The organism is Enterococcus crotali, from assembly GCF_000633635.1.
Taxonomy (GTDB): domain Bacteria; phylum Bacillota; class Bacilli; order Lactobacillales; family Enterococcaceae; genus Enterococcus_L; species Enterococcus_L crotali.
Window position 1 is genome coordinate 75,615 of record NZ_AYPQ01000005.1, and the last position, 21,204, is coordinate 96,818.

At 36.0% G+C, this 21,204-nt stretch carries 22 protein-coding genes, 2 tRNA genes and 2 other annotated features; of the genes, 16 read left to right on the forward strand and 8 right to left on the reverse strand.

The window, feature by feature from the left end:
* Positions 1-98 precede the first annotated feature (98 nt).
* The 3 genes from V192_RS0112205 (at position 99) to glmS (ending at position 4,928) form a co-directional block, all read left to right on the forward strand.
* Entirely contained in the window at positions 99-1,808 is a 1,710-nt protein-coding gene (locus V192_RS0112205) for an ABC transporter ATP-binding protein (protein WP_025872134.1), read from the forward strand.
* On the forward strand, positions 1,805-2,638 hold the full coding sequence (locus V192_RS0112210; RefSeq protein ID WP_025872136.1) for an energy-coupling factor transporter transmembrane component T family protein: 834 nt from the start codon (positions 1,805-1,807) through the stop codon (positions 2,636-2,638). The genes V192_RS0112205 and V192_RS0112210 overlap by 4 nt, the downstream gene beginning before the upstream one ends.
* Positions 2,639-3,116: 478 nt before the next feature.
* The gene (gene glmS, locus V192_RS0112215) at positions 3,117-4,928 is read left to right on the forward strand and encodes a glutamine--fructose-6-phosphate transaminase (isomerizing) (protein WP_025872138.1); all 1,812 of its coding nucleotides are present in this window, start codon (positions 3,117-3,119) and stop codon (positions 4,926-4,928) included.
* Positions 4,929-5,102: 174 nt separating this feature from the next.
* Here the strand turns inward: glmS and V192_RS22275 are convergent, their stop codons facing one another.
* From V192_RS22275 to V192_RS0112225, 4 genes are read right to left on the reverse strand one after another with little or no spacing between them, the layout of a single operon-like run.
* Positions 5,103-5,558, reverse strand: a complete 456-nt coding sequence (locus V192_RS22275) for a sensor histidine kinase (RefSeq protein WP_239644670.1) — start codon at positions 5,556-5,558, stop codon at positions 5,103-5,105.
* A 23-nt stretch (positions 5,559-5,581) separates the two neighbouring features.
* The gene (locus V192_RS22280; RefSeq protein WP_239644671.1) at positions 5,582-6,244 is read right to left on the reverse strand and encodes a histidine kinase dimerization/phospho-acceptor domain-containing protein; all 663 of its coding nucleotides are present in this window, start codon (positions 6,242-6,244) and stop codon (positions 5,582-5,584) included.
* Positions 6,202-6,603, reverse strand: a complete 402-nt coding sequence (locus V192_RS22285) for a hypothetical protein (protein WP_239644672.1) — start codon at positions 6,601-6,603, stop codon at positions 6,202-6,204. Before V192_RS22285 ends, V192_RS22280 begins: the two co-directional genes overlap by 43 nt.
* The gene (locus tag V192_RS0112225; RefSeq protein WP_025872140.1) at positions 6,593-7,291 is read right to left on the reverse strand and encodes a response regulator transcription factor; all 699 of its coding nucleotides are present in this window, start codon (positions 7,289-7,291) and stop codon (positions 6,593-6,595) included. Before V192_RS0112225 ends, V192_RS22285 begins: the two co-directional genes overlap by 11 nt.
* 122 nt (positions 7,292-7,413) lie before the next feature.
* On the opposite strand from V192_RS0112225, the gene V192_RS21550 reads away from it, so the two are divergent.
* The gene (locus V192_RS21550; RefSeq protein WP_158001105.1) at positions 7,414-7,566 is read left to right on the forward strand and encodes a hypothetical protein; all 153 of its coding nucleotides are present in this window, start codon (positions 7,414-7,416) and stop codon (positions 7,564-7,566) included.
* On the forward strand, positions 7,563-7,754 hold the full coding sequence (locus tag V192_RS0112235; RefSeq protein ID WP_025872142.1) for a hypothetical protein: 192 nt from the start codon (positions 7,563-7,565) through the stop codon (positions 7,752-7,754). The genes V192_RS21550 and V192_RS0112235 overlap by 4 nt, the downstream gene beginning before the upstream one ends.
* A gap of 265 nt (positions 7,755-8,019) precedes the next feature.
* Here the strand turns inward: V192_RS0112235 and V192_RS0112240 are convergent, their stop codons facing one another.
* Positions 8,020-8,913, reverse strand: a complete 894-nt coding sequence (locus V192_RS0112240) for a C40 family peptidase (protein WP_025872144.1) — start codon at positions 8,911-8,913, stop codon at positions 8,020-8,022.
* Between the two features lie 379 nt (positions 8,914-9,292).
* Here V192_RS0112240 and V192_RS0112245 point away from each other — a divergent pair, with 379 nt between their 5' ends.
* From V192_RS0112245 to V192_RS0112265, 5 genes are all read left to right on the forward strand, one after another.
* Complete coding sequence (locus V192_RS0112245; protein ID WP_051581956.1) at positions 9,293-9,874, forward strand: TetR/AcrR family transcriptional regulator; 582 nt, start codon at positions 9,293-9,295, stop codon at positions 9,872-9,874.
* Positions 9,875-10,014: 140 nt separating this feature from the next.
* Positions 10,015-11,106: an ABC transporter permease gene (locus V192_RS0112250; RefSeq protein ID WP_025872148.1), complete on the forward strand. Its 1,092-nt coding sequence runs from the start codon at positions 10,015-10,017 to the stop codon at positions 11,104-11,106.
* Between the two features lie 4 nt (positions 11,107-11,110).
* Positions 11,111-11,782: an ABC transporter ATP-binding protein gene (locus tag V192_RS0112255; RefSeq protein ID WP_025872150.1), complete on the forward strand. Its 672-nt coding sequence runs from the start codon at positions 11,111-11,113 to the stop codon at positions 11,780-11,782.
* Positions 11,783-11,963: 181 nt separating this feature from the next.
* A complete protein-coding gene (locus tag V192_RS0112260; protein ID WP_025872152.1) occupies positions 11,964-12,254 on the forward strand; it encodes a hypothetical protein in 291 nt (96 codons plus the stop codon).
* A gap of 119 nt (positions 12,255-12,373) precedes the next feature.
* A complete protein-coding gene (locus V192_RS0112265) occupies positions 12,374-13,351 on the forward strand; it encodes a tetratricopeptide repeat protein (protein WP_239644673.1) in 978 nt (325 codons plus the stop codon).
* Positions 13,352-14,237: 886 nt separating this feature from the next.
* Here V192_RS0112265 and V192_RS0112270 read toward each other — a convergent pair.
* Positions 14,238-14,309: transfer RNA gene (locus V192_RS0112270), tRNA-Arg, on the reverse strand.
* Between the two features lie 59 nt (positions 14,310-14,368).
* Here V192_RS0112270 and rpoN point away from each other — a divergent pair.
* Positions 14,369-15,691, forward strand: coding sequence for an RNA polymerase factor sigma-54 (gene rpoN, locus V192_RS0112275; protein WP_025872157.1), 1,323 nt, complete (start codon positions 14,369-14,371; stop codon positions 15,689-15,691).
* A gap of 148 nt (positions 15,692-15,839) precedes the next feature.
* On the opposite strand, the gene V192_RS0112280 is transcribed toward rpoN, so the two are convergent.
* Together V192_RS0112280 and V192_RS0112285 are read right to left on the reverse strand one after the other, a co-directional pair.
* Complete coding sequence (locus tag V192_RS0112280; protein ID WP_239644674.1) at positions 15,840-16,382, reverse strand: GNAT family N-acetyltransferase; 543 nt, start codon at positions 16,380-16,382, stop codon at positions 15,840-15,842.
* A gap of 109 nt (positions 16,383-16,491) precedes the next feature.
* Positions 16,492-16,564 (reverse strand) — tRNA-Thr (locus V192_RS0112285).
* A 190-nt stretch (positions 16,565-16,754) separates the two neighbouring features.
* On the opposite strand from V192_RS0112285, the gene V192_RS0112290 reads away from it, so the two are divergent.
* From V192_RS0112290 to V192_RS0112310, 5 genes are all read left to right on the forward strand, one after another.
* Positions 16,755-17,015 (forward strand): hypothetical protein, encoded by a 261-nt coding sequence (locus tag V192_RS0112290; protein WP_025872161.1) that lies wholly within the window; start codon positions 16,755-16,757, stop codon positions 17,013-17,015.
* Positions 17,016-17,083: 68 nt separating this feature from the next.
* Positions 17,084-17,318, forward strand: a binding site (T-box leader).
* 77 nt (positions 17,319-17,395) lie between these two features.
* Positions 17,396-17,647: a binding site (T-box leader), on the forward strand.
* 66 nt (positions 17,648-17,713) lie between these two features.
* Positions 17,714-18,562 (forward strand): MetQ/NlpA family ABC transporter substrate-binding protein, encoded by an 849-nt coding sequence (locus V192_RS0112295; protein WP_025872163.1) that lies wholly within the window; start codon positions 17,714-17,716, stop codon positions 18,560-18,562.
* Positions 18,559-19,629: a methionine ABC transporter ATP-binding protein gene (locus V192_RS0112300; protein WP_025872166.1), complete on the forward strand. Its 1,071-nt coding sequence runs from the start codon at positions 18,559-18,561 to the stop codon at positions 19,627-19,629. The genes V192_RS0112295 and V192_RS0112300 overlap by 4 nt, the downstream gene beginning before the upstream one ends.
* Before the next feature lie 24 nt (positions 19,630-19,653).
* Positions 19,654-20,334, forward strand: a complete 681-nt coding sequence (locus tag V192_RS0112305) for a methionine ABC transporter permease (protein WP_025872168.1) — start codon at positions 19,654-19,656, stop codon at positions 20,332-20,334.
* Positions 20,335-20,360: 26 nt separating this feature from the next.
* The gene (locus V192_RS0112310; protein ID WP_025872171.1) at positions 20,361-21,194 is read left to right on the forward strand and encodes a MetQ/NlpA family ABC transporter substrate-binding protein; all 834 of its coding nucleotides are present in this window, start codon (positions 20,361-20,363) and stop codon (positions 21,192-21,194) included.
* The last annotated feature ends 10 nt before the right edge of the window (positions 21,195-21,204 follow it).

Below are 21,204 nucleotides of genomic sequence, written 5' to 3' on the forward strand. Positions count from 1 at the left end.
CGTAGAGACTGGATAAAAGGGGAAAACAGTAGGATATCTTCTGTTCTAGCCACCAGCTTTTTCTTGCTCTTTTTTACATAGGGAAAAGGAGCGCATCAATGAAAAAACCACTGATAACTTTTGACAATGTTACGTTTCAGTACCATAGTCAGGCTGAACCTACGCTACATAATATTGATTTAACGATCTATGAAGGGGAAAAGATTTTGATTGTTGGTCCAAGCGGCAGTGGCAAGTCAACATTTGCCCAATGTATCAATGGTTTGATTCCTTATACTTATGAAGGAGAAATTACTGGACGTGTAAAAATTGGCGATAAAGATTTGATCGATACAAGTTTGTTTGAGTTATCTTTTGATGTCGGGACTGTTTTACAAGATACAGATGGTCAATTTATTGGTTTAACAGTCGGAGAAGATGTTGCATTTGCTTTAGAAAATGATGAAGTGCCTCAACGTAAAATGAAGGAAGAAGTTGATCATTGGACTAAAGTTGTTGGTGTGAATGATTTTTTACATCATCGTCCGCAGGATTTATCTGGCGGTCAAAAGCAGCGAGTATCTATGGCAGGCGTTTTGATCGATGAGGCACCCATTTTAGTATTTGATGAGCCGTTAGCTAATCTTGATCCTAATGCCGGAAAAGAAGCGATTGCAATGATCGATGAAATACACCAAAAGACAAAAACGACTATTTTGATTATTGAGCATCGCTTAGAAGATGTTTTGTATCGTTCGGTCGATCGTGTGATTGTTTTTAATGATGGACGAATTATTTCTGATTTACCTGCCGATGAATTATTAAAAACGAATATATTGACAGAGCAAGGTATTCGTGAACCTTTGTATATAACGGCGATGAAATATGCTGGCGTGGATTTAGGAACAGCTGCACATTTATCGGATATCGAAAAAGTTCAAGCGCCTAATCTGAAAGAACAAATGGAAAGCTGGATGAAAAAAAGAACACAGGTGCCAGAGTCAACAGTATTCCCACCATTACTGGAGTTAAAAGAGATTACCTATCAATATAAACGAAATGACCGCTATGTGTTAAAAGATATTTCTGTTTTGTTTAAAAGTGGAGAAATGCTTAGTATTGTAGGGGAAAACGGTGCGGGGAAATCGACATTAAGTAAAGCTATATGTGGATTTATTACACCACAGTCTGGTCAAATGTTATGGTCAGGAGAAGATTTTAGCCAGTTTTCTATCAAAGAACGTGCTGATAAAATCGGTTTTGTTATGCAAAATCCGAATCAAATGATTTCTAAGAAAATGATTTTTGAAGAAGTTGCGCTAGGCTTGACGTTGAAGGGGATTCCAGAAGAAGAAATCAAGGAGCGGGTCGAGAAGGTTTTGAAAATCTGCGGCTTGTATTCGTTTCGTCATTGGCCGATTTCAGCACTTAGCTTTGGGCAAAAAAAACGAGTGACGATTGCAGCAATTTTGGTGTTGGAACCTGAAATGATTATTTTGGATGAGCCCACTGCTGGGCAGGATTTCAAGCATTACACTGAAATGATGACATTTTTAGAGGATCTGAACAAAATGGGAATGACGATCGTAATGATCACTCACGATATGCATCTGATGCTGGAATACACAGACCGTGCATTTGTTTTATTTGATGGAGAGATCATTGCTGATACAACACCTGTCAACGTCTTGACTGACTCTGAATTAGTGAAAAAGGCATCACTAAAAGAAACCAGCTTATTTACTTTTGCGCAGCATTTAGGAATAGAGGATCCCTTTTTATTTACAGAAAATTTTATGACCTATGATCAGGAGGTACGCTTAAAATGAATGAACATCAAATGTTAGGTTATATCCCTGATGATACAGTTATCCATAGATTGAATGGGACGGCTAAATTAATCTTTTTGATTCTCCTGTCAGTTGCATGTATGACGACCTATGATACCCGTTTTTTGATCGGTATGACGGTATTTTCTTTGATTTTATTTAAATTATCGCATATTAAGTGGCATCAGATTTCTTTTGTTGTAAAATTTATTTTTGTGTTTTCATTGTTGAATATTCTTGCGGTCTATCTATTTGCACCAGAATATGGTGTTGAATTGTACCATTCAAGAACAGTAATCTGGGAAGGTATCGGTCGTTTTACACTTACGCAAGAGCAATTATTTTATGAATTAAATTTAGTTTTAAAATATTTTTGTACAATTCCGCTCGTTTTGATCTTTCTTTTAACAACGAATCCAAGTGAGTTTTCTTCTAGCTTAAATCGAATTGGCGTCAGTTATAAAATCAGTTATGCTGTAGCATTGGCGATTCGCTATATTCCAGATATTCAAGAGGATTTTGTAAATATTTCTCTTGCTCAACAAGCACGCGGCTTTGAAATGTCTAAAAAGGGTAAGCTGATGCAACGGTTGAAAGGAACTGCTCAAATTGTTTTTCCCTTGATTCTCTCTAGCTTGGACCGCATCGAAACAATCAGCACCGCTATGGAGTTGCGACGTTTTGGTGAAAAGAAGAAAAGGACTTGGTATGCACAACAGCCGTTTCATCGTTCTGATTTTTTTGTTATGGCTTTAGCTATTTTGCTAACAACTGTGAGTTTTGCGCTGTTTAAAGTCAATGGTGGGCGATTTTATAACCCATTTAATTAATACTTTTTAAGGGATTTGGGATATAACTCATAGAGTTGTATCCTATTTTTTTTGCACCGATTTAAGACTAGACCAATTTTAATTTTCATAAAGGTGTTGACAGTTATATTTTGTTTGTTGTATTATTAATGCAGTTTCTATTTGAAAACAAAGAAAGGATTGCGTATATACCAATAATGGAAAAGCGCCAGGCCTGAGTATTCAGGTGACGAGGAAAGAGCTTATCGAAAGATTCGGCGGATAGCTCTAGGGACTGCACTCTATAAGCTGGAAAGAAAAAATAATTGCGAAATTATAACAAAAAGCCAGCTATGCGGAATAGAAACGGATGACGAAAATTAAGAAAATTGAATAGGCGTACGCTAGATAATATACAGGAATTTTAACAGGAAAACTGGACTATCTATTTGGGGTATAGCCAGTTCAATTTTTTTAATCAATGAGCTAAAACAATTTAAGAAAGTAGGAAATCAATCGTATGTGTGGAATTGTAGGAATAGTTGGAAAAGAAAATGCAACGGATATTTTGGTACAAGGGTTGGAAAAATTAGAATATAGAGGATATGATTCAGCAGGAATCTTTGTAACAGGAAAAGACAAGCAAGATTATCTAGTGAAATCTATTGGACGAATCAGTAATCTTCAAACTAAGATCACTCCAGAAGTTCAAGGAACTGTGGGGATCGGGCACACACGTTGGGCAACACATGGTAAACCAAGTGAAAGAAACGCACATCCTCATACATCAAATAATCACCAATTTATTTTAGTTCACAATGGTGTAATCGAAAATTTTGAAGAGATAAAACAGGAGTTTCTTCAAAATCAGCGATTTGATGGCGAAACTGATACGGAGATTGCCGTTTACTTGATCGAGCATTTTTCAAAGATGGCAATGACAACGAAAGAGGCCTTCAAAAAAGCGTTAACTGTGATTAAAGGATCGTATGCATTTGCGTTGATCGATAAAAATGACCCGGATACGATTTATGTGGCAAAAAATAAAAGCCCTTTGCTGATCGGACTTGGTGATGATTTTAATGTGATTTGTAGTGATGCGATGGCAATGTTGAGCGAGACAAATCATTTTGTCGAAATAGCGGATGGCGAAATGGTCATCGTTAAGGCTGAAAAAATCGAAATCGAAGATGAAAAAGGGAATATGGTGTACCGTGAGTCTTATGAGGCACAATTAGATTTAAGTGATATTGAAAAAGGGACATACCCTTATTATATGTTAAAAGAAATTGATGATCAGCCTGCGGTTATGCGTCGAATTATTCAGGAATACACAAATTCAATCGGCAAAACTGTGATTGATCCTGAAATCATCGGAAAAATGACAACTAGCGATCGTATATATATTGTCGCTTGTGGAACTAGCTATAACGCTGGTTGGGTTGGCAAGGCGATTCTAGAGAAGATGACTAATATTCCAGTTGAAGTTCACCTTTCTAGCGAATTTGGCTACAATATGCCTTTATTATCAGAAAAACCATTTTTCATTTTCTTGAGTCAAAGTGGTGAGACTGCAGACAGCCGTCAAGTTCTAGTACAGACGAATGATCTTCATTTTCCTTCATTGACACTGACCAACATGGCCGGCTCTACTTTATCCAGAGAAGCAGATTACACATTATTGCTTCATGCGGGTCCAGAGATTGCTGTAGCTTCTACAAAAGCCTATACAGCACAAATCGCTGTTTTAGCAGTTCTTGCTAAAGCCGTAGGCGATCATAAAGGGCTTGCTGCTTCAAAAGAATTCGATATTGCTCATGAGTTAAGTGTGATTGCGGCTGTCATGGAAACGATCATTGATGAAAAAATGGTTATTAGCCAGTTAGTAGAAGAGTATTTATCAGATACGAGAAATGCATTTTATATTGGTCGAGGCGTGGATTATTATGTTTCGATGGAGGCATCGCTGAAGTTAAAAGAAATTTCATATATTCAAGCAGAGGGATTTGCTGCAGGAGAACTTAAACACGGCACAATCGCTTTAGTAGAAGAGGGGACACCCGTTTTCGGTGTAATCACAGATGAAAAAACGGCCGCACATACTCGTGGTAATTTAAAAGAAGTTGAAAGTCGAGGTGCCCATAACCTTGTGATTGCCTTAGCATCATTGGCGAAAGAAACGGATCAATTGATCATACCAGATGTGCATCCCTTACTAACGCCTTTAGTCAGCATTATCCCAACACAATTGATTGCCTATTTTGCAACATTGCAAAGAGGTTATGATGTGGATAAACCACGAAATTTGGCTAAAAGTGTAACTGTGGAATAAAAAAAAGCTGGATCAATCTGTCCAACTTCTATAAATAAAAAGGACCTCACAAAATTTGGTTTAAATTTTTGTGAGGTCCTTTTTTTATGTTTTTCGATTTTTAGAGGATGAAAGTTCCTTCATGATGTTCATTAATACATCACTTTGTCCTAAAAGACTTCAAGCTCTTATTTGTTATTGTAGTGGTATTTTGACATAGAAAGTTGTTCCAGTTTCTTTGTCACTGCTGACGGTCAATGAAAAATGATGACGATCAGCGATTTCTTTAGCAATTGCTAAACCAAGTCCCGTACCATCCACTTGTTCTTTTTTATGAGCCTGATGGAAGCGTTGAAAGATTTGGCTTTGCTCATTTGGAGAGATATAAGAACCAAAATTATGGATACTGATACTCATAGTAGCTGTTTTTATTTTAGTCTGAATAGTGATTGTTGCCTTAGGTGGGGAAAATTTAATCGCATTTTCAAGCAAAATAACAAAGAGCTGACGAATCCTACCATAATCTCCATTAATGATAACAGGCTGCTCCACTGAATTTTCAATTAGTAAATGTTGTTCTTTTTCTGCTGATTTTAGGCGGAGACTTCTTAAACTATCAGATAAAATATCAATGATCGACACAGGTTCCATCGTAATGATAAACTCGGGATTTTCTAGCTAGATAACTCGAGTAGATCATTGATTAAGCGTTCTAAAACAATCGATTCTGCTAAGAGCTGTTGATGATATTGTTCGATTTTTTCTGGCTGTTCGATCAAACCATCATTTAAAGATTCAAGAGAACCACGAATGACCGTTACAGGTGTTCGTAATTCATGAGAAATCGTGGATAAGAAATTTTTCTGGGCCTGTTCACGATTTTCCCGTTGGAATTTAGCTTCAGCCAGTCGATTTTTTAAAACGATCAGCTTTTCTCCAAGTTGTCCCATTTCATCATTTGTCGCAATAGTCAATGTTTCATCATAATTCTCTACAACAAGCTCTTCTGTGAAGGTACACATTTTATTGATAGGAGCGATGAATTTTTTGGATAATAGAATAGATAGGAAAAGACCGATGATCCAGGCAATCAAAATACTAATGAAAAGAAGCAAATAGCCTTGCTTTTCTTCTTTATGAACACTGGATATAGCAGAGTGAAGCAAGACAACAGCTAAAACTTCACCATTGTTGTCTTTAATGGGTGTTCCTACTGTAACAGTCGGTTCTCCAATAAAATTACTAAAAGCGTTACTAGTCGTTGTTTTACCTGCATAGACTTTTTTTATAACTTTTATAGCATCTGTCGGTAGCTCATTGTATTCTTTTGTATGCATGCCATGCCGACGGTGATCGTATCAGCATTTTCATCAACGATCCAAATATCGTCCATTGCTAGTTGATCCATAAAGCTGAGAAAAGAAGAATAGCCCATCCCCATCTTCATTGAAGAGCTGGAACCCATCATACCATGCCTAGAAGAACTACTATTTTCAGTTTCAGCATCGTTTGACTCAATAAAATACTCAGTGAGCGTATCTGCGATAACCGTTGCACGTCGACTCATTTCCTCTGTGTGGATAGTGACCGTTTGCTTGGAAAATAAGAATCCAAAAGCGACACCGATCACAAGTGAGAAAAGTAGTAAAGTAAGTGAAAAGTACAGAATAAGTTTTCTAGTCAATTTATTTTTCATTTTTACCCTCGAATTTGTAGCCTTGTCCCCAAACAGTCGCAATTTCCCAGTTTGGGTGATCGACTTCATCTAATTTTGCCCGTAGTCGCTTGATATGAGTATCAACAGTTCTAGCATCGCCATAATAGTCAATTCCCCATAAACTATCCAACAAATTATCTCTAGAAAAAACTTTTTCCTGGTTGGATAAAAGGAGCCACAGAATTTCCAACTCTCGTTTTGTTAACCAAATATCTTGTTGGGCGATCGTTACTTTTTTTTCATCTAAATAAACGATCAAATTATCGTATGTCAGCTGTTCCATGGTATGTTGGTTTTCTTCAGTTCGTTCAATACGTCTTAAAATTGCTCGTATACGGGCCATGACTTCACTTGGAGAGAATGGTTTAACAATGTAATCATCTGCGCCTATATCTAAGCCCATGATCCGATGGAAGTCTTCTCCTTTAGCGGTGATCATGATGATCGGCACGTTTGATGATTCACGTATTGTTTTACAAACATCGAATCCATCAAGTTTTGGCAGCATAACATCAAGTAAAATAAGCTCGATTGAGTGACTAAAAAAAGCCTCTAATGCTGCTTGCCCATCGGAAGCTATGATCGGATGAAATCCTTCTTTGATAACGTACTCTTTTAAAACCTCTGTAATTTGTAAATGATCATCGACGATCAAAATATTTTTCATAAAATTATCCTCCTACCTCCCTTTTATTATAGTCAAAAAATGTCTGTTTAGGAAATTTATTTTCGACACATATTTGTCACAATTGTTTATTAAACTAAAGAAAAGTTAGGAGGAATCACAAAATGAAAAAGAAATTGATCAGCGGGTTATTTGTCGTATTATTCATAGGAAATATTGGTTTTTTCACAGTAAGTGAAGCGATTGAAAATCAGGAGAATGACCTGATGAACCTGTTGAAATGGGTCGAGGATATAAGCACCATAGAGCAGGCATGAATGAAAAACGAAGCGAATCAAAGCAGAATGAAGGGGCGGTTGAATCAATGCCAGAAGAAGCAGAGGTTCAAAAAAAATGGCAAGAATCAAATGGTCATCGTCGTAGTGTAGGAGAAAATAGCTATCGAAATCATATGGATAACACAAATCGAAGACATAAGGACAGAATGACTGACTCTTGTTGGTAAGACAAAAAAAATATTCCCCCATCGGGAAGATGGAGGGAACACAAATCAAATTACACACAACCATAAAATACCATACTTTCTCATAATTCTCAACAATTTCGATCGTTAGTTAAATATATGAGAATTTTTTTAGATGAAAAATAATTTTTGTTAAATATATTATATTTTTTGTCTGGAAATCGATAAATTTTTTATAAAAATAGAGAAGCTAAGACTACCGAATTATGGTCGGTTGGACGTAGCTTCTTTTCATTCAAGAGGACTTTTATAAGACTCGTACAGCGAAATCAGGAGTATAAGAAGCAACCGTTGCAACTTGGACAACATCCCCTGGAACAGGAGCATGAATATAAGAACCGTCTCCAAGTGAGATTCCTACATGGTGTGTACCACCATGACTGCCCCAAAAAACTAAATCCCCAGCCTGGGCTTCTGAAACTGAGATAGTTGCTCCAGCGCTTTCCTGATCTACAGTTGTTCGGCCTACAGGATGTCCAGCAGCAGCGAAGGCCGTTTGAACTAAACCAGAGCAATCGAAAGCATCCGGACCAGCAGCACCATAAACATAGGGTTTGCCTAATTGTGTTTTGGCAGCTGCTACAACAGCTGATCGAGTATCTGTTTTTTTGACTTGTTCTACTTTTTGTTTTTTTGCTAGAGCAATTTTTTCAGCTAAATCTGTTTCTTGTTTTGCAACATCAGACTGTTGTTTCACTAGGGACTGATTTTCTTCTTCTAATTGTTCTTGTTTTTGCATCAATTCTGTTAACTGTTCTTTTTTCTCAGCTATTGGATCCACTTTGACAGAGATAGCTGGAATATCTGTGATCTGGGATATTATTTGCTCATTTTTTAGACTTACTGAGTCAGAAATAGATCCCGCAGTTCTAATTTTTTCAAGTTGCTCAAGATCGGTCTTGATTATTTTCATCTGTTTTTCGATAGCAGAAGATCGAGTGTCGTTCATGTCTTTTTGATCAGAAAATTCTTGTTTTGTTTCCTTCAGCTGTGATAGTTGCTGTGAAGATTTTGTAATGATAGTTTCTTGATTTTTAGCGCTTTCTACAGGTGTGGCAAAAACTTGACCACTTAATAATAAGCTGGTTGAAAATGCTAAACAGCTCAGAAATAAATTTGTGATAATAATATTTTTTTTCAAAAAAACTCTCCTTAAGTGTAGGAATTCTCTTCCGTGGTTTATTGGATATATTTAAGACAAAGTAATTGGTACTAGTTGTTTTAAGACCAGTTATCATTTAAACACAACTGTTTCTCAAAGTCTGTAAAAGGTAGGTTAAATGTTCATTTCAAGGTTTACAAAAAAAGATCATTTATTTCAAATGAGCACATAACTGTAATACAAGTACACTTAGATTTCAATAACGTTTGTTTTTGAAATTCAATAGATGCTTTTAATAAGACATAACAAAATGCCAAAAATCAAAATCAAGCATCAATTCCCTTTTTTATTCACTATCTTTTTTCTTGATTATGATTTAAAATAGTTCATACGATGAATGTCTGAGGAGGGAGAAGCCATGAAAAAGGAAAAAGTGTTTGAAGTTACGCATCAATCCATTTTAGAAACAGCCAAAGAACTTTTTTTAACAAATGGATACCGGAATACGTCTACTCGTGATATTGCAAAAGCTGCAAATATTACACAGCCGGCATTATACTATCATTTTTCTAATAAAGAAGTTTTGTTTATCGAAATTAATAAGCAAATCGGTAGCCAGCTGAAAGATGCGATCGAGCAAATCCAACAAGAGCCAGATTCACTTGAAAATCAATTGATCAAATGTACGCATGCGTTGTTGAACGTTTACCATAGAGATATTTTTTCGTTTATCCATCAAAGTGCAGCTGAAATGGAACCAGAAAATAAACAACAGTTGTTTTATATATTGAATGATTATTACTTAAAGCCATTGCAAGCATTATTTGAATCAAGTCAAAATCCTTTAGGCAGTGGCGTTTCTTCACAAAGAGCAGCTCAGTTTTATCTTATGAGTTTGTCTTTATTATTTTCGACCATTCACCAGCTTTCTACAGAAAAAGAGCGTTCTGAGCAAATCTCAGAGCTGATGAATATGGTCTTACATGGTGTTTTAGCTTAAAGAATTAAGTGTTTTTATCACCTGATAAAAAAACGTTGTTTAATTCTTTTTTTTGTGGTACTATTTTTATCAAGCGATAAAAAAACGTGCATTTATTTTTTTAAGCATTTTTATCAACTGATAAAAAAGAGGTGGAATCAATGTTTTTAGGATTAGAAGAGATGAAGTTTTTTAAGCTTAGATACACGTTAGTGATTGGTGTGATTGTCTTGGTTGCCTATGTGGCATTTATGCTGTCGGGTCTAGCAAATGGTCTGGCTCAAGGTGTAAGACAAGGTGTTGACAAGTGGGATGCAACAAGCATTGTGCTGTCTGACGATGCTAATAAAAGTTTGAATGCGTCAAGTTTGGTGATGGCTGATTTAAATCAAGTTGAAGCAAAACAGAAAGAGCCGCTTGGACAATATGCTGGTGCATTAAACAAAGTCGGTCAAAATAAAGAGAGCGATAAAATCAATATTTCTCTTTTTGGTGTAACTGAGAATAGTTCAATTAGACCAGAGTTAACTGAGGGACGATACTTTAAAGCATCGGGAGAAATCATCATTCCGCAAAATTTAGTGGATAAAGGCATTAAATTAGGAGATTCGGTGAAGATCGGCAAGCTTGATAAAGAGCTGAAAGTGGTCGGGATCACAAAGCAAAACAGCTTTAGTATCGTACCGCTGATTTATACATCGATTGCTCAATGGCAAGAACTTAAGTTTGGTAAGATTATTGAAGGAGAACAAGCCCCAATCAATGGAATTGTCGTTCGATCTACTAAAACAGACCGCATAAAATTAACGGATCAAGATGATCACTTAGCAAAATATGGAATCGAAGCGTTTATTCAAAAATTACCTGGTTACAGTGAGCAAAATCTTACGCTAAATGCCATGATCTATTTCTTATTTGTGATCACAGCAGCGATTATAGGGATTTTTATTTACGTGATGACCTTACAAAAAACAAGTCTGTTTGGGGTAATGAAAGCTCAAGGGATATCGAACGGTTATATCATCAAATCAATCATAGCTCAAACCTTTATTTTAGGCGTAATCGGCGTTTTGATCGGCGTAGTCTTGACTTTATTGACGAACCTTGTGTTGCCATCTGCTATGCCGTTTGAATTAGATAACGTGAATTTATTGATTTACAGTCTAGTACTGATTGTTGTTGCTGTCTTAGGCGGTGTCTTCTCGATTCGTACAGTAACACATGTTGACCCAATGAAAGCAATAGGAGGGTAAGAAAATGACTGATATTTTATTGATGGATGATATTCGTAAGACTTTTGGTAAAGGTCATGGAGAAGTCGAAGCGTTAAAAGGAATCGATTTGAAAGTTAAAGCTGGGGAATTTGTTAGTATTATTGGTCCTTCTGGATCAGGAAAAAGTACCTTTTTAACAATCGCAGGCGGTCTCCAAACACCAACTTCTGGAAAAATTATGATCAATGGCAAAGATTTTACACACTTAAATGAGAAGAAACGTTCAAGGCTACGCTTTGAAGAAATTGGGTTTATTTTACAAGCCTCTAATTTAATTCCATTTTTAACAGTAGAAAAGCAATTTACTCTGGTAGATAAAATCGAAAAGAAAAAAACAGAAAGTCAACGTATCGATGATTTATTATCTTCTTTAGATATAGCTGACTTGCTGCATAAATTTCCAAGGGATTTATCCGGTGGTGAACGACAACGAGTAGCGATTGCGCGTGCGTTATTCAATGAACCAAGTTTGATTTTAGCTGATGAACCAACCGCAAGTTTAGATACAGAGCATGCCTATGAAGTGGTAAAAATCTTAGCAAAAGAAGCACATGAAAAACAAAAAGCAACCATTATGGTTACTCATGATCCTAGAATGATTGAGTGGAGTGACAATGTTTACCGTATTGAAGATGGTGAATTGACAAAAGCTTAGTCAAAAGAGAAGAAAGGAAATAAACAAAAAAGTTTATTTCCTTTCTTTTTAATTTTAAGTGTTATAAAAATCGATTTTAGGTTATGATGAGAGTGGGGAAAAGTAATGGGTTGATTCAGTGTTTATCTAAATAGTTGGAAAATAAATCAAAAGATTGAGTAGTAGAAAGTGAGGCAGTACAATGGATAATCGAGTAGAAGTAATGACTTTTTCACAACTGAAGAAACTTGTGGAAGAGCTGGAAGTAAATGACGCGATCAATGATCATACAAAAGTATTTATTGATACTGGATGGGATAGTGTTCAAGAAGTTGAACCAAATGCTTTGCATGTTGAAGAAGTTGTAGAATTCAAAGTACAAGATGAGTTGACAAAAGAATTCTATGTAGGCTATACATTGCTAGAAAAGGCAGAACGAATGAAGGCTGAAGGGCAAACTGAAGCAGCGGTCATTATTAGAAATTTATATTAAAATTACTATAATGTATTTTAAGTAGCGATGTTTCCTTTTTAAAGTGTACACACTATTTCTTTTTTGATATCATTTATATAAATAAATGTTTATCAAGAGAAGTAATCATTAGGAAGGTGGTGTTTCTTTTGACAAATAAAATTCCATTTCCAAAGAACTATGAACGATTTATTGAGTTGGGGCAAGAAGCGCAGAAACAGAATAATCTGATTGAAGCTGTAGGCTATTATGAACAGGCTTATGCGATTCGACAAAATTTTCCTCTGAATGTGGTGCTAGTAAATACGTATTTAGAAACAGGAGAAAATGAGCAAGCACTATCTTTAGCTTCAGAAATGAAAGAAAAATATTTTGCTTACTTAGATTATTTGGAACTTTATATACAAGTCTTGATCCAAAATCATCTATTTATCCAAGCACATAGCATTATTAATGAACGAATTTTGATGGAGCAAAGTGGAGAAATGAGAAAATTGATTTCTTTGAAGAAAAAAATCCGTCATATTGAACTGATGTATCAGCAATTCGAAGTTGGGAAAATAAAGGAACTAAAAGAGGAATTAAATCATTTAAATCGGCATAATTACTATGAACAATTAGCAATAGTAAAAAAAGCTGGCCAGTTGCCGCAAGATGAATTTATTGTGATTGGGAAAAATATTTTGCTGGATGAGCAGGTACATAATTTGGTTCGGTCATGGATCCTTGAAGAATTTGTTAGTCTCCACGTCAAAGAAGAAGTTGAGTTTTTGTGGAGGAACAATAAAAAATATACGGTTGTTCCAGCAAGTGTAGGTGGGCCGTTGGATTGTGCTGCTTATCAAAGAATCCTCTTTTTTTTAGAAAAAGAATTGATCAATGATAATCCTATATTGTTGGTAGATATCATGGAAGAAATCCGGTTGCATTTTGCGTTGCTGTATCCTTTAGCAGATAAAATTATTGAAAATCCCAAGTTGTGGGCTGTGAGTTATATCATTTCGTATAATCATTCGATTGCACAAAAATATCAAGTGGATGAAGACAGTTTAGAGATTGAAAAAATCCAGCAACTTCAAAGTAAGATTCGTTTTGAACTGGAGATGATGGTTTTATAGAACTGAAAAGCAGTCAAGTTAAATGGAATCAATCTATTTATTTCTGAAACTATCTAATTCAAAAGCCTTACATTTTAGAAGCAAAGTAGAGCTCGGGACAAAACTAAAATCAGTTTTGTCCCGAGCTCTAAATCCGAATAAACGGTGGGATCAGATCCAACCTCATTGCGTATTAGCGAATCACTGGATTCTTCTTGAATTCATAAAAATTTAAAACAATATGATTGATAGGTGTGTAGCGATGAAGTTGTTTCTGCGCTTGCAGCCAATTATCCAGATTATATGTAAAATAGAGTGGTATAACTCAAAGCTTACCCCATTCTTTTTATATAAAGAGCCATTGCTTTTTATTTTTTAGACGTGAGATTCAGGAATAACAGCAGAAGAAATGAGAGAAGAAAATAGAGTAGAATACCTCCTTGAATAAAAGTGATGATCAAAAATAAGAACGGATAATCAATCGTCGTAAACTGATTAAAGTAACGACTAAAAAGGAATTCTGAGAGAGCTAAAAGGAGTGAAATAACTAATAGTCTCATGTGATGCTGACTCAATACTATCAACTACCTAACTAAAATATTTTCCAAAACATATAATAGCATAAAAAAATAATGGAATTTTATCAGTTTTTATATAAATTCGATAGATAAATGAGAATATGGAGGGAAAAGAGGCTTTGATATAACTCAGTAAGTCACATCAAAGCCTCTTGAAATCTGGGTAGACGTAGGGAACAAATCAACTCCTGAAGGTTTCTTTATCGGAGTTAAACACTATTGTTCAAACCTCAATCTTAAAATCGTCTGATTAATATAATGAATTATAACTACATCACTTTTGAATTATGCTATAATTCACTTGTAGTAGTGAGCTGGTGTAAAAAAAACGCGCCCTGAGGGAATCGAACCCCCGTCTCAAGAACCGGAATCTTACGTGATATCCACTACACTAAGGGCGCAAGCACGTTTACTAGTTTAGCTGATATTTTGATAAATTACAAGGGGGAGGACCAAAATAATGAAATTTGAACAACATTTATCACAACAACAAAAACAAGTCCAAAAACTTGCAATGACCCAACAGTTACAGCAGTCGATTCAAATCTTACAATACAATTCAGAAGAACTTTTCGCATACATAGAAGCAAAATCGTTGGAAAATCCTTTGATTGACGTTCAGGTCGAAACAAATTATAGCGATTTTTCAAGTTCAGGAAGTCGAACGTATACAAGTGAAGAAAACAATTACCTAAATCAGATTCCCGACAATCACACTTCACTTTTTGAGTACTTGATTGATCAAATTCATTTAAACTATCGCGATACCTATTTACGGACATTAGTCTTATTTCTAGTTGAATATATCGATTTAAATGGTTATTTGACGATTGATTTAGACGAAGCAACTGAAAAAACAGGTGCAAAATCCATCGAGATGCTGGATGCGCTGACATTGATTCAGCAATTAGATCCAGCTGGAGTTGGTGCAAGAGATTTGCGGGAATGCTTATTATTACAGATTGAACGAGATGATACAGCGCCAGAATTGGCCTATATTGTAATCGAAGAAGAATTTGATCATTTGGCTAATCGTAAATGGGGGTTGATTGCAAAAACATTCGATGTTGAATTATCGGAGATTCAAACGATCTTTGACTATATCCAAACCTTAACGCCCGCACCCGGTAGTATTTTTGAATCAACTTCGGGCTTGTATATCCGTCCAGATTTAACTTTGCGTATCAAAGAAAAGCAGTTAACCGTTCTTTCAAATAAAACAGGGACGCCAACCATTCAGTTTCAACAGGCGTATTTCAAACGGATGGAAGCAACTGATGACAAAGAAGTTCAAGCTTACATCAAAGAAAAGAAAAGTGAATTTGAGTGGCTTGAAAAAACAATTATTCAGCGTGGTGATACGATTTTAAGAGTAGGGACAGAAATCGTTCAACGCCAGCAAGAGTTCTTTTTTAATGAAGATAGACCACTAAAGCCAATGACTTTGAAAGAAATTGCGGAAGCATTGAGTATTCATGAATCAACCGTCAGTCGTACAGTCAATGGCAAATATTTAGAAACAGAATTTGGTGTTTTTGAACTACGCTCATTTTTCTCTCACGGCTTGGCCAATGACAACACTGGGGAAGAGACTTCAACAAGTAGCATCAAAAAACAACTGCAAGCTTTAGTTGATAAGGAAAATAAAGCAAAACCGCTCTCTGATCAGAAATTGGTTGATTTACTAAAAGAACAGGAAATCGAAATTTCCCGTCGTACTGTTACAAAGTATCGTGAGGCTTTGGGTATTCCATCGTCATCTAAACGAAAGAGGTATGATTGAATAAATAGTTAAGTATAGAAAAGGAGGCCGAGACAAAAGTGTTTAGCTCCGAGAACTAAGAGGGAATTTACGAAAATTGCTCTTCAAATTTTTGTGAATTCCAGCTTATTTCCGAAGGAGCTGCTTTTTTCTCGCCGTTTATTCGGTTTTAGAGTGCACACCAAAACTGATTTTTAGTTTTGTCCCATCCTCCTTTATTTTCTGATTGCCAGACTAAGTGTTCAGAAGGCAAGCCATCCTCGATCCCTTGCCAAACAGAAACAAAGTTATTTTTTTCTAATAAATGTTTTGATGCGCCATTTTTTGGATCGATAATAGCATAAACTGTCGCTTGAGATAATGTTTCGGACTGCGTTACTCGATCTAATAAAGCTGAAATCAATTGTGAAGCATGACCTTGGCCCCAGTGTTCCGGCAATAGCATATATCCAAGTTCAATTTTATTTTTATCGTCCCAAGACAATTTACCAAAACCAATATAAGTTTCTTCGTCAAAAATTTTGTAATAACCAGTTTGGTCAGTGTGAGTCATATTGTAAGCTAAAATTTTTTCAAAATTTTTAGTGGCTTCAACTTCGGACTCTGCCTTTTCAGTGATATAACGCATAACACGAATATCTTTAGTGAGCATAGAATAAAGCTGTTGGTCATTTTTTTGATAGAATTCAAAAGTTAAATTTTTATTAGACAATATATTTCACCTCTTAAAAAGTATGATTTCTCTTATTATATCTGTTTTTTACTAAAATAGAACAAAAAGCTATATCCTTTTACAATCTAAGGATATAGCTTTTTTGATAAGCCACCTGACGGATTCGAACCGTCGACCCCCACCTTACCATGGTGGTGCTCTACCAGCTGAGCTAAGGCGGCAATATGAACAATACAAATAACAGATTACCGTAGAAAGTCAGCTTTGTCAATCAATTTTTGTTTGCTATACAAGATCAAAAGAAATTGAAAGTGTTATATAATAAACGAACAATTTGATTTGATATCCAATTATTTTGTTGACATCAATTAGCGTATATTGTTAAACTGAAATAAAGGGGAGAGGATAGAAATGTTTATTGTTTGGGGTAGTTCAGGATTTGAGAGAGACCTAGGTGACACAGTGATCCAATGTGACTGTAGTCATTGTAACAACGAAGTGATCATGCAAGGAAGACAAATAGGGCGGAAATTTACGTTATTTTGGATTCCACTTTTTACCACATCATCTAGTCATTACTTGTTATGTCCAATTTGTGGATATGGCAAAGAATTATCTAAAGATGTCTTGGAGCAGTACTTAGTTAGCTCTGTAGAAACTATTACTGAGTAGAAAAATTTAAAAAAAGTTTGACAGGGAATTTATTTTCTAGTAATATACAACGTAACAACAAAAAGAATAACAGTCCGTTGAAGAGAAGAGTAAATTTGGACGTGCTTTATTAGAGAGTCTCGGTCGGTGAAAAGAGATAAGCGCATAAGAGTTGAAGATGGCCTCATGAGGACAAGCTGTTGATAGGTAAGCAGCTTCGGGAAGCACCCGTTATCAAAGCGACAAGTTATAAGACTTGGTCTAAGAAAAGTAATCATGAATTACTTTAAAACAAAGGTGGTACCGCGATTATTCGCCCTTTACTAGCATAAGCTGGTAGAGGGCTATTTTTATATTCATCACGAAATTAACGAAAGAAGAATTGAGCTTTCAACTAAATAAACAAAGCAATGAGATGGAAAGTACAGATGAAACGAGATCTAACAGAGAGCTTGGGTAGCTGAAAACAAGCGATAAACGAAATCTGGAAAATGGCCATTGAGCAGCGCTTCGAGTGAATGATTCATAAGACAGCGACGGATGCACCCGTTATAGTGCTAGAGTATAATCGATCTTTGATCAACGTACTTGACGAGGATACCTACGTGAGTAGGTATCAAATAGAGGTGGTAGCACGCAAAAGCGTCCTCAAATGTATAGATTTATACATTTGAGGACGCTTTTTTCTTTTTATAAATAACAAAATGGAGGGATGATACATGAAGAAAAGGTTTTTGAGTATAGCGTTGATTTTAATAGGGGTTGCTGTAATTACTGCTTGCGGTAAAAATGAAAAAACTGCATTAGATACAAAAAAAGAAGCAACAATAATCCGAGTCGGGACATCACCGGGACCATACAGTGAATTATTTTTAGATGCTGTTAAACCTATTTTGGAAAAAGAAGGCTATCAAATAAAAGAAACACAATTTACAGAATTGATCCAAGCAGATGTTGCATTGACAGAAGGTACAATTGATTTAAATGTCGACCAACATACCGCTTATCTAAATAATTTCAACGAGAATAAAGGCACTCAGTTAGTTGGAATCACAGCGATTCCAACGGTTCCAGCAGGATTATTTCCAGGAAAAAGAAGTACGTTAGATGAAGTAGAAAAAGGCGATAAAATAGGTATTCCAGATGACGCTTCAAATACTGCACGAGCCTTCAACCTTTTGCAAAAAGCTGGTTGGATCAAGTTGAAAGCAGGAATTGATCCAGTCAAAGCAACAAAGGAAGATATCGAGGATAATCCTAAAAATTTAGAATTAGTCCAAATGTCATCAGCCCAAATTCCTAGAAGTTTAGCTGACTTGGATTATGCAGTAATTCCGGGAAGTATCGTTTATAGTGCCAAACTTGATCCAAAAGATAGTTTACTTTCGGAAGATGTGTTAAAAAACTATGAGTTAGTCGCAACGGTTGATAAAAAAAATCAAGAAAGCGGTTGGGCAAAAGCTGTGGTGAACGCTTATCATTCAGACGAGTTTAAAAAATATTTGAAAGAACATAACCAGGGAAATTACTGGTTTATACCAAAAGAGTTACAGGAGGAGCAAAAATGATTGAATTAAAAAATATAGATGTCACCTTTTATCAGAAAAAACAACAAATTGATGCAGTAAAAAATGTTTCACTGAAGATTGAAAAAGAAGATGTCTTTGGCATCGTTGGGTATTCCGGCGCCGGAAAGAGCACTTTAGTTCGGGTAATCAACTTACTCCAACGGCCAACAGCTGGCGAAGTGATTATCAACAATAAAAATATTCTTGGTTTTTCTCCAAAAGAATTAAGAGCTCAGCGTAAGAAAATCGGAATGATTTTCCAACATTTCAATTTGATGAAAGAACGTACGATTTTCGCCAATGTTGATTTTTCACTAAAGTATTCTGGACTATCAAAAGAGCAACGGAAGGAAAAAATCGAACGGTTACTCGAACTAGTAGGACTTTCAGAAAAGAAAGATGCTTATCCTAGTCAATTATCTGGTGGGCAGAAACAGCGGGTAGCCATCGCCAGAGCACTAGCCAATGATCCAGAGATATTATTATGTGATGAAGCTACTAGCGCGCTGGACCCTAAAACAACAATTCAGATTTTAGACTTATTGAAGAAGTTAAATAAAGAGTTAGGTCTGACGATTGTTTTGATCACTCATGAGATGCAAGTTGTGAAAGAAATTTGTAACAAAGTCGCTGTGATGGAAGATGGACAAGTGATTGAAAAAAATGATATTGTATCGATTTTCAGTCAACCAAAAGAAGCCTTGACGAAGGACTTTATCCGAACAGCAACACATATCGATCAAGCGTTGGAAACAATTATTCAACATCCAAGTTTGACGAATTTGAGTGGAAATGAAGTGTTGGTAGAATTCTCTTATGTAGGGGAGCAAACAAGTGAACCACTGATTGCTCAGCTTTACAGCAAATATCATGTGGTGACAAATATTTTATATGGAAATGTAGAAATCCTGCAGCAAGTGCCAATCGGTAATTTGATCGTGATTCTTTCGGGAGAAGAAAATCAACGAGAAAAAGCCTTAGACTTTTTACAAACACAAGGTGTGAAAATCAAAATACTGAAAAAAAGTGAAGTAAAAGAAAGTGTTATCCCGTTACATGTTGTCTAAAACACACAAGAAGGAGTGACAGAGATGCAGTCATTATTACAACAATATTTTCCAAATGTTTTACAACTAAAACAAGAATTTATCACGAGTACGATCGAAACTTTATATATGGTCTTTTGGACAGCAATTATTGCCGGGATTCTAGGAACATTACTTGGTGTCGTTCTAGTTGCAACAGGACCAGAGGGTATTTTGAAAAATAGTGTTCTTTATAATATTTTAGAAAAAATCATCAACGTTTGTAGATCCATCCCTTTTATCATCATGCTGGCATTGATTCAGCCGATCACTCGTTTTTTAACAGGAACAACGATTGGGACAACGGCTGCTTTAGTGCCGCTGGTGATAGGAGTGATTCCATTTTTTGCTCGTCAGATTGAAAATGCCTTGTTAGAAGTTGATCCAGGCGTAATTGAAGCGGCTGAATCGATGGGAACTAGTCCTTTTGGAATTATTTTTAGAGTATATCTAATTGAAGGATTACCAAGTATCATCCGAGTGTCATCCGTTACAATCATCAACTTAATTGGCTTAACTGCAATGGCCGGTGCAATAGGCGCAGGAGGCCTAGGAAATCTGGCAATCACCAGAGGCTATAATCGCTTCCAAACGGACGTAACCATTGTTGCAACGCTGATTATCTTAGTTCTAGTTTTTGCTAGTCAGTTTATAAGTAACACATTGATCAAGAAAACATCACATTAAAAACTATTCGAAATGAGGAAAATAAAATGAAAAAAACAATTAAAATTATCGGATTAGCCTTAACAATTGGATTTATATTAGCAGGATGTTCTGCTGGAAGTGCTAAAAGTGAAAAGAATGAAGTTGTAAAATTAGGAGTAGTAGGCGCGAACAATGAAGTATTAGAATCGGTAAAGGAACGTTTGAAAGAGGACGGAATCGACCTTCAGCTTGTTGAATTTTCTGATTATACACAACCAAATGCTGCCTTAGCAGAAAAAGAAATTGATTTGAATTCGTTCCAACACCAGATTTTCCTAGATAACTATAACCAAGAACATAAAACAGATTTAGTTTCTATTGGTAATACAGTCAGCGCACCATTAGGGATTTACTCTTCTAAAATCAAAGATATTAAGGAATTGAAAAACGGTGCAGAAATCGCGATTCCAAATGACGCAACAAATGGCGGACGTGCGTTGCTACTTCTGCAAAGTGCCGGACTGATCAAAGTAGATCCTGCTAAAAAGCAAACGCCAACTGTAAGTGACATTACAGAAAACAAGCTAGACTTAAAAATCACAGAATTAGACGCTTCCCAAACAGCTAGAGCACTTCAAGATATTGATGCTTCTGTAATCAATAGCGGGATGGCTGTAGATGCTGGTTTTATTCCAGCAAAAGATGCAATTTTCTTAGAGCCTGTAGATGAAACCTCTAAACCTTATGTGAACATCATTGTTGCTCGTAAAGAGGACGAGGAGAATAAAACCTACAATAAAGTAGTTGACACGTATCAACAAGAAGAAACGAAAAAAGTTATTGAAGAAACATCAAAAGGTTCCAGCGTTCCAGCTTGGGAAACATTTGGTAGAAAATAAGAGGAGGACG

Bases quoted from the DNA above. Each gene is read 5' to 3' on its own strand.
- V192_RS0112205 (WP_025872134.1), top strand. From the start codon at position 99: ATGAAAAAACCACTGATAACTTTTGACAATGTTACGTTTCAGTACCAT.
- V192_RS0112210 (WP_025872136.1), top strand. From the start codon at position 1,805: ATGAATGAACATCAAATGTTAGGTTATATCCCTGATGATACAGTTATC.
- glmS (WP_025872138.1), top strand. From the start codon at position 3,117: ATGTGTGGAATTGTAGGAATAGTTGGAAAAGAAAATGCAACGGATATT.
- V192_RS22275 (WP_239644670.1), bottom strand. From the start codon at position 5,558: ATGGAACCTGTGTCGATCATTGATATTTTATCTGATAGTTTAAGAAGT.
- V192_RS22280 (WP_239644671.1), bottom strand. From the start codon at position 6,244: ATGCATACAAAAGAATACAATGAGCTACCGACAGATGCTATAAAAGTT.
- V192_RS22285 (WP_239644672.1), bottom strand. From the start codon at position 6,603: ATGAAAAATAAATTGACTAGAAAACTTATTCTGTACTTTTCACTTACT.
- V192_RS0112225 (WP_025872140.1), bottom strand. From the start codon at position 7,291: ATGAAAAATATTTTGATCGTCGATGATCATTTACAAATTACAGAGGTT.
- V192_RS21550 (WP_158001105.1), top strand. From the start codon at position 7,414: ATGAAAAAGAAATTGATCAGCGGGTTATTTGTCGTATTATTCATAGGA.
- V192_RS0112235 (WP_025872142.1), top strand. From the start codon at position 7,563: ATGAATGAAAAACGAAGCGAATCAAAGCAGAATGAAGGGGCGGTTGAA.
- V192_RS0112245 (WP_051581956.1), top strand. From the start codon at position 9,293: ATGAAAAAGGAAAAAGTGTTTGAAGTTACGCATCAATCCATTTTAGAA.
- V192_RS0112250 (WP_025872148.1), top strand. From the start codon at position 10,015: ATGTTTTTAGGATTAGAAGAGATGAAGTTTTTTAAGCTTAGATACACG.
- V192_RS0112255 (WP_025872150.1), top strand. From the start codon at position 11,111: ATGACTGATATTTTATTGATGGATGATATTCGTAAGACTTTTGGTAAA.
- V192_RS0112260 (WP_025872152.1), top strand. From the start codon at position 11,964: ATGGATAATCGAGTAGAAGTAATGACTTTTTCACAACTGAAGAAACTT.
- rpoN (WP_025872157.1), top strand. From the start codon at position 14,369: ATGAAATTTGAACAACATTTATCACAACAACAAAAACAAGTCCAAAAA.
- V192_RS0112290 (WP_025872161.1), top strand. From the start codon at position 16,755: ATGTTTATTGTTTGGGGTAGTTCAGGATTTGAGAGAGACCTAGGTGAC.
- V192_RS0112295 (WP_025872163.1), top strand. From the start codon at position 17,714: ATGAAGAAAAGGTTTTTGAGTATAGCGTTGATTTTAATAGGGGTTGCT.
- V192_RS0112300 (WP_025872166.1), top strand. From the start codon at position 18,559: ATGATTGAATTAAAAAATATAGATGTCACCTTTTATCAGAAAAAACAA.
- V192_RS0112305 (WP_025872168.1), top strand. From the start codon at position 19,654: ATGCAGTCATTATTACAACAATATTTTCCAAATGTTTTACAACTAAAA.
- V192_RS0112310 (WP_025872171.1), top strand. From the start codon at position 20,361: ATGAAAAAAACAATTAAAATTATCGGATTAGCCTTAACAATTGGATTT.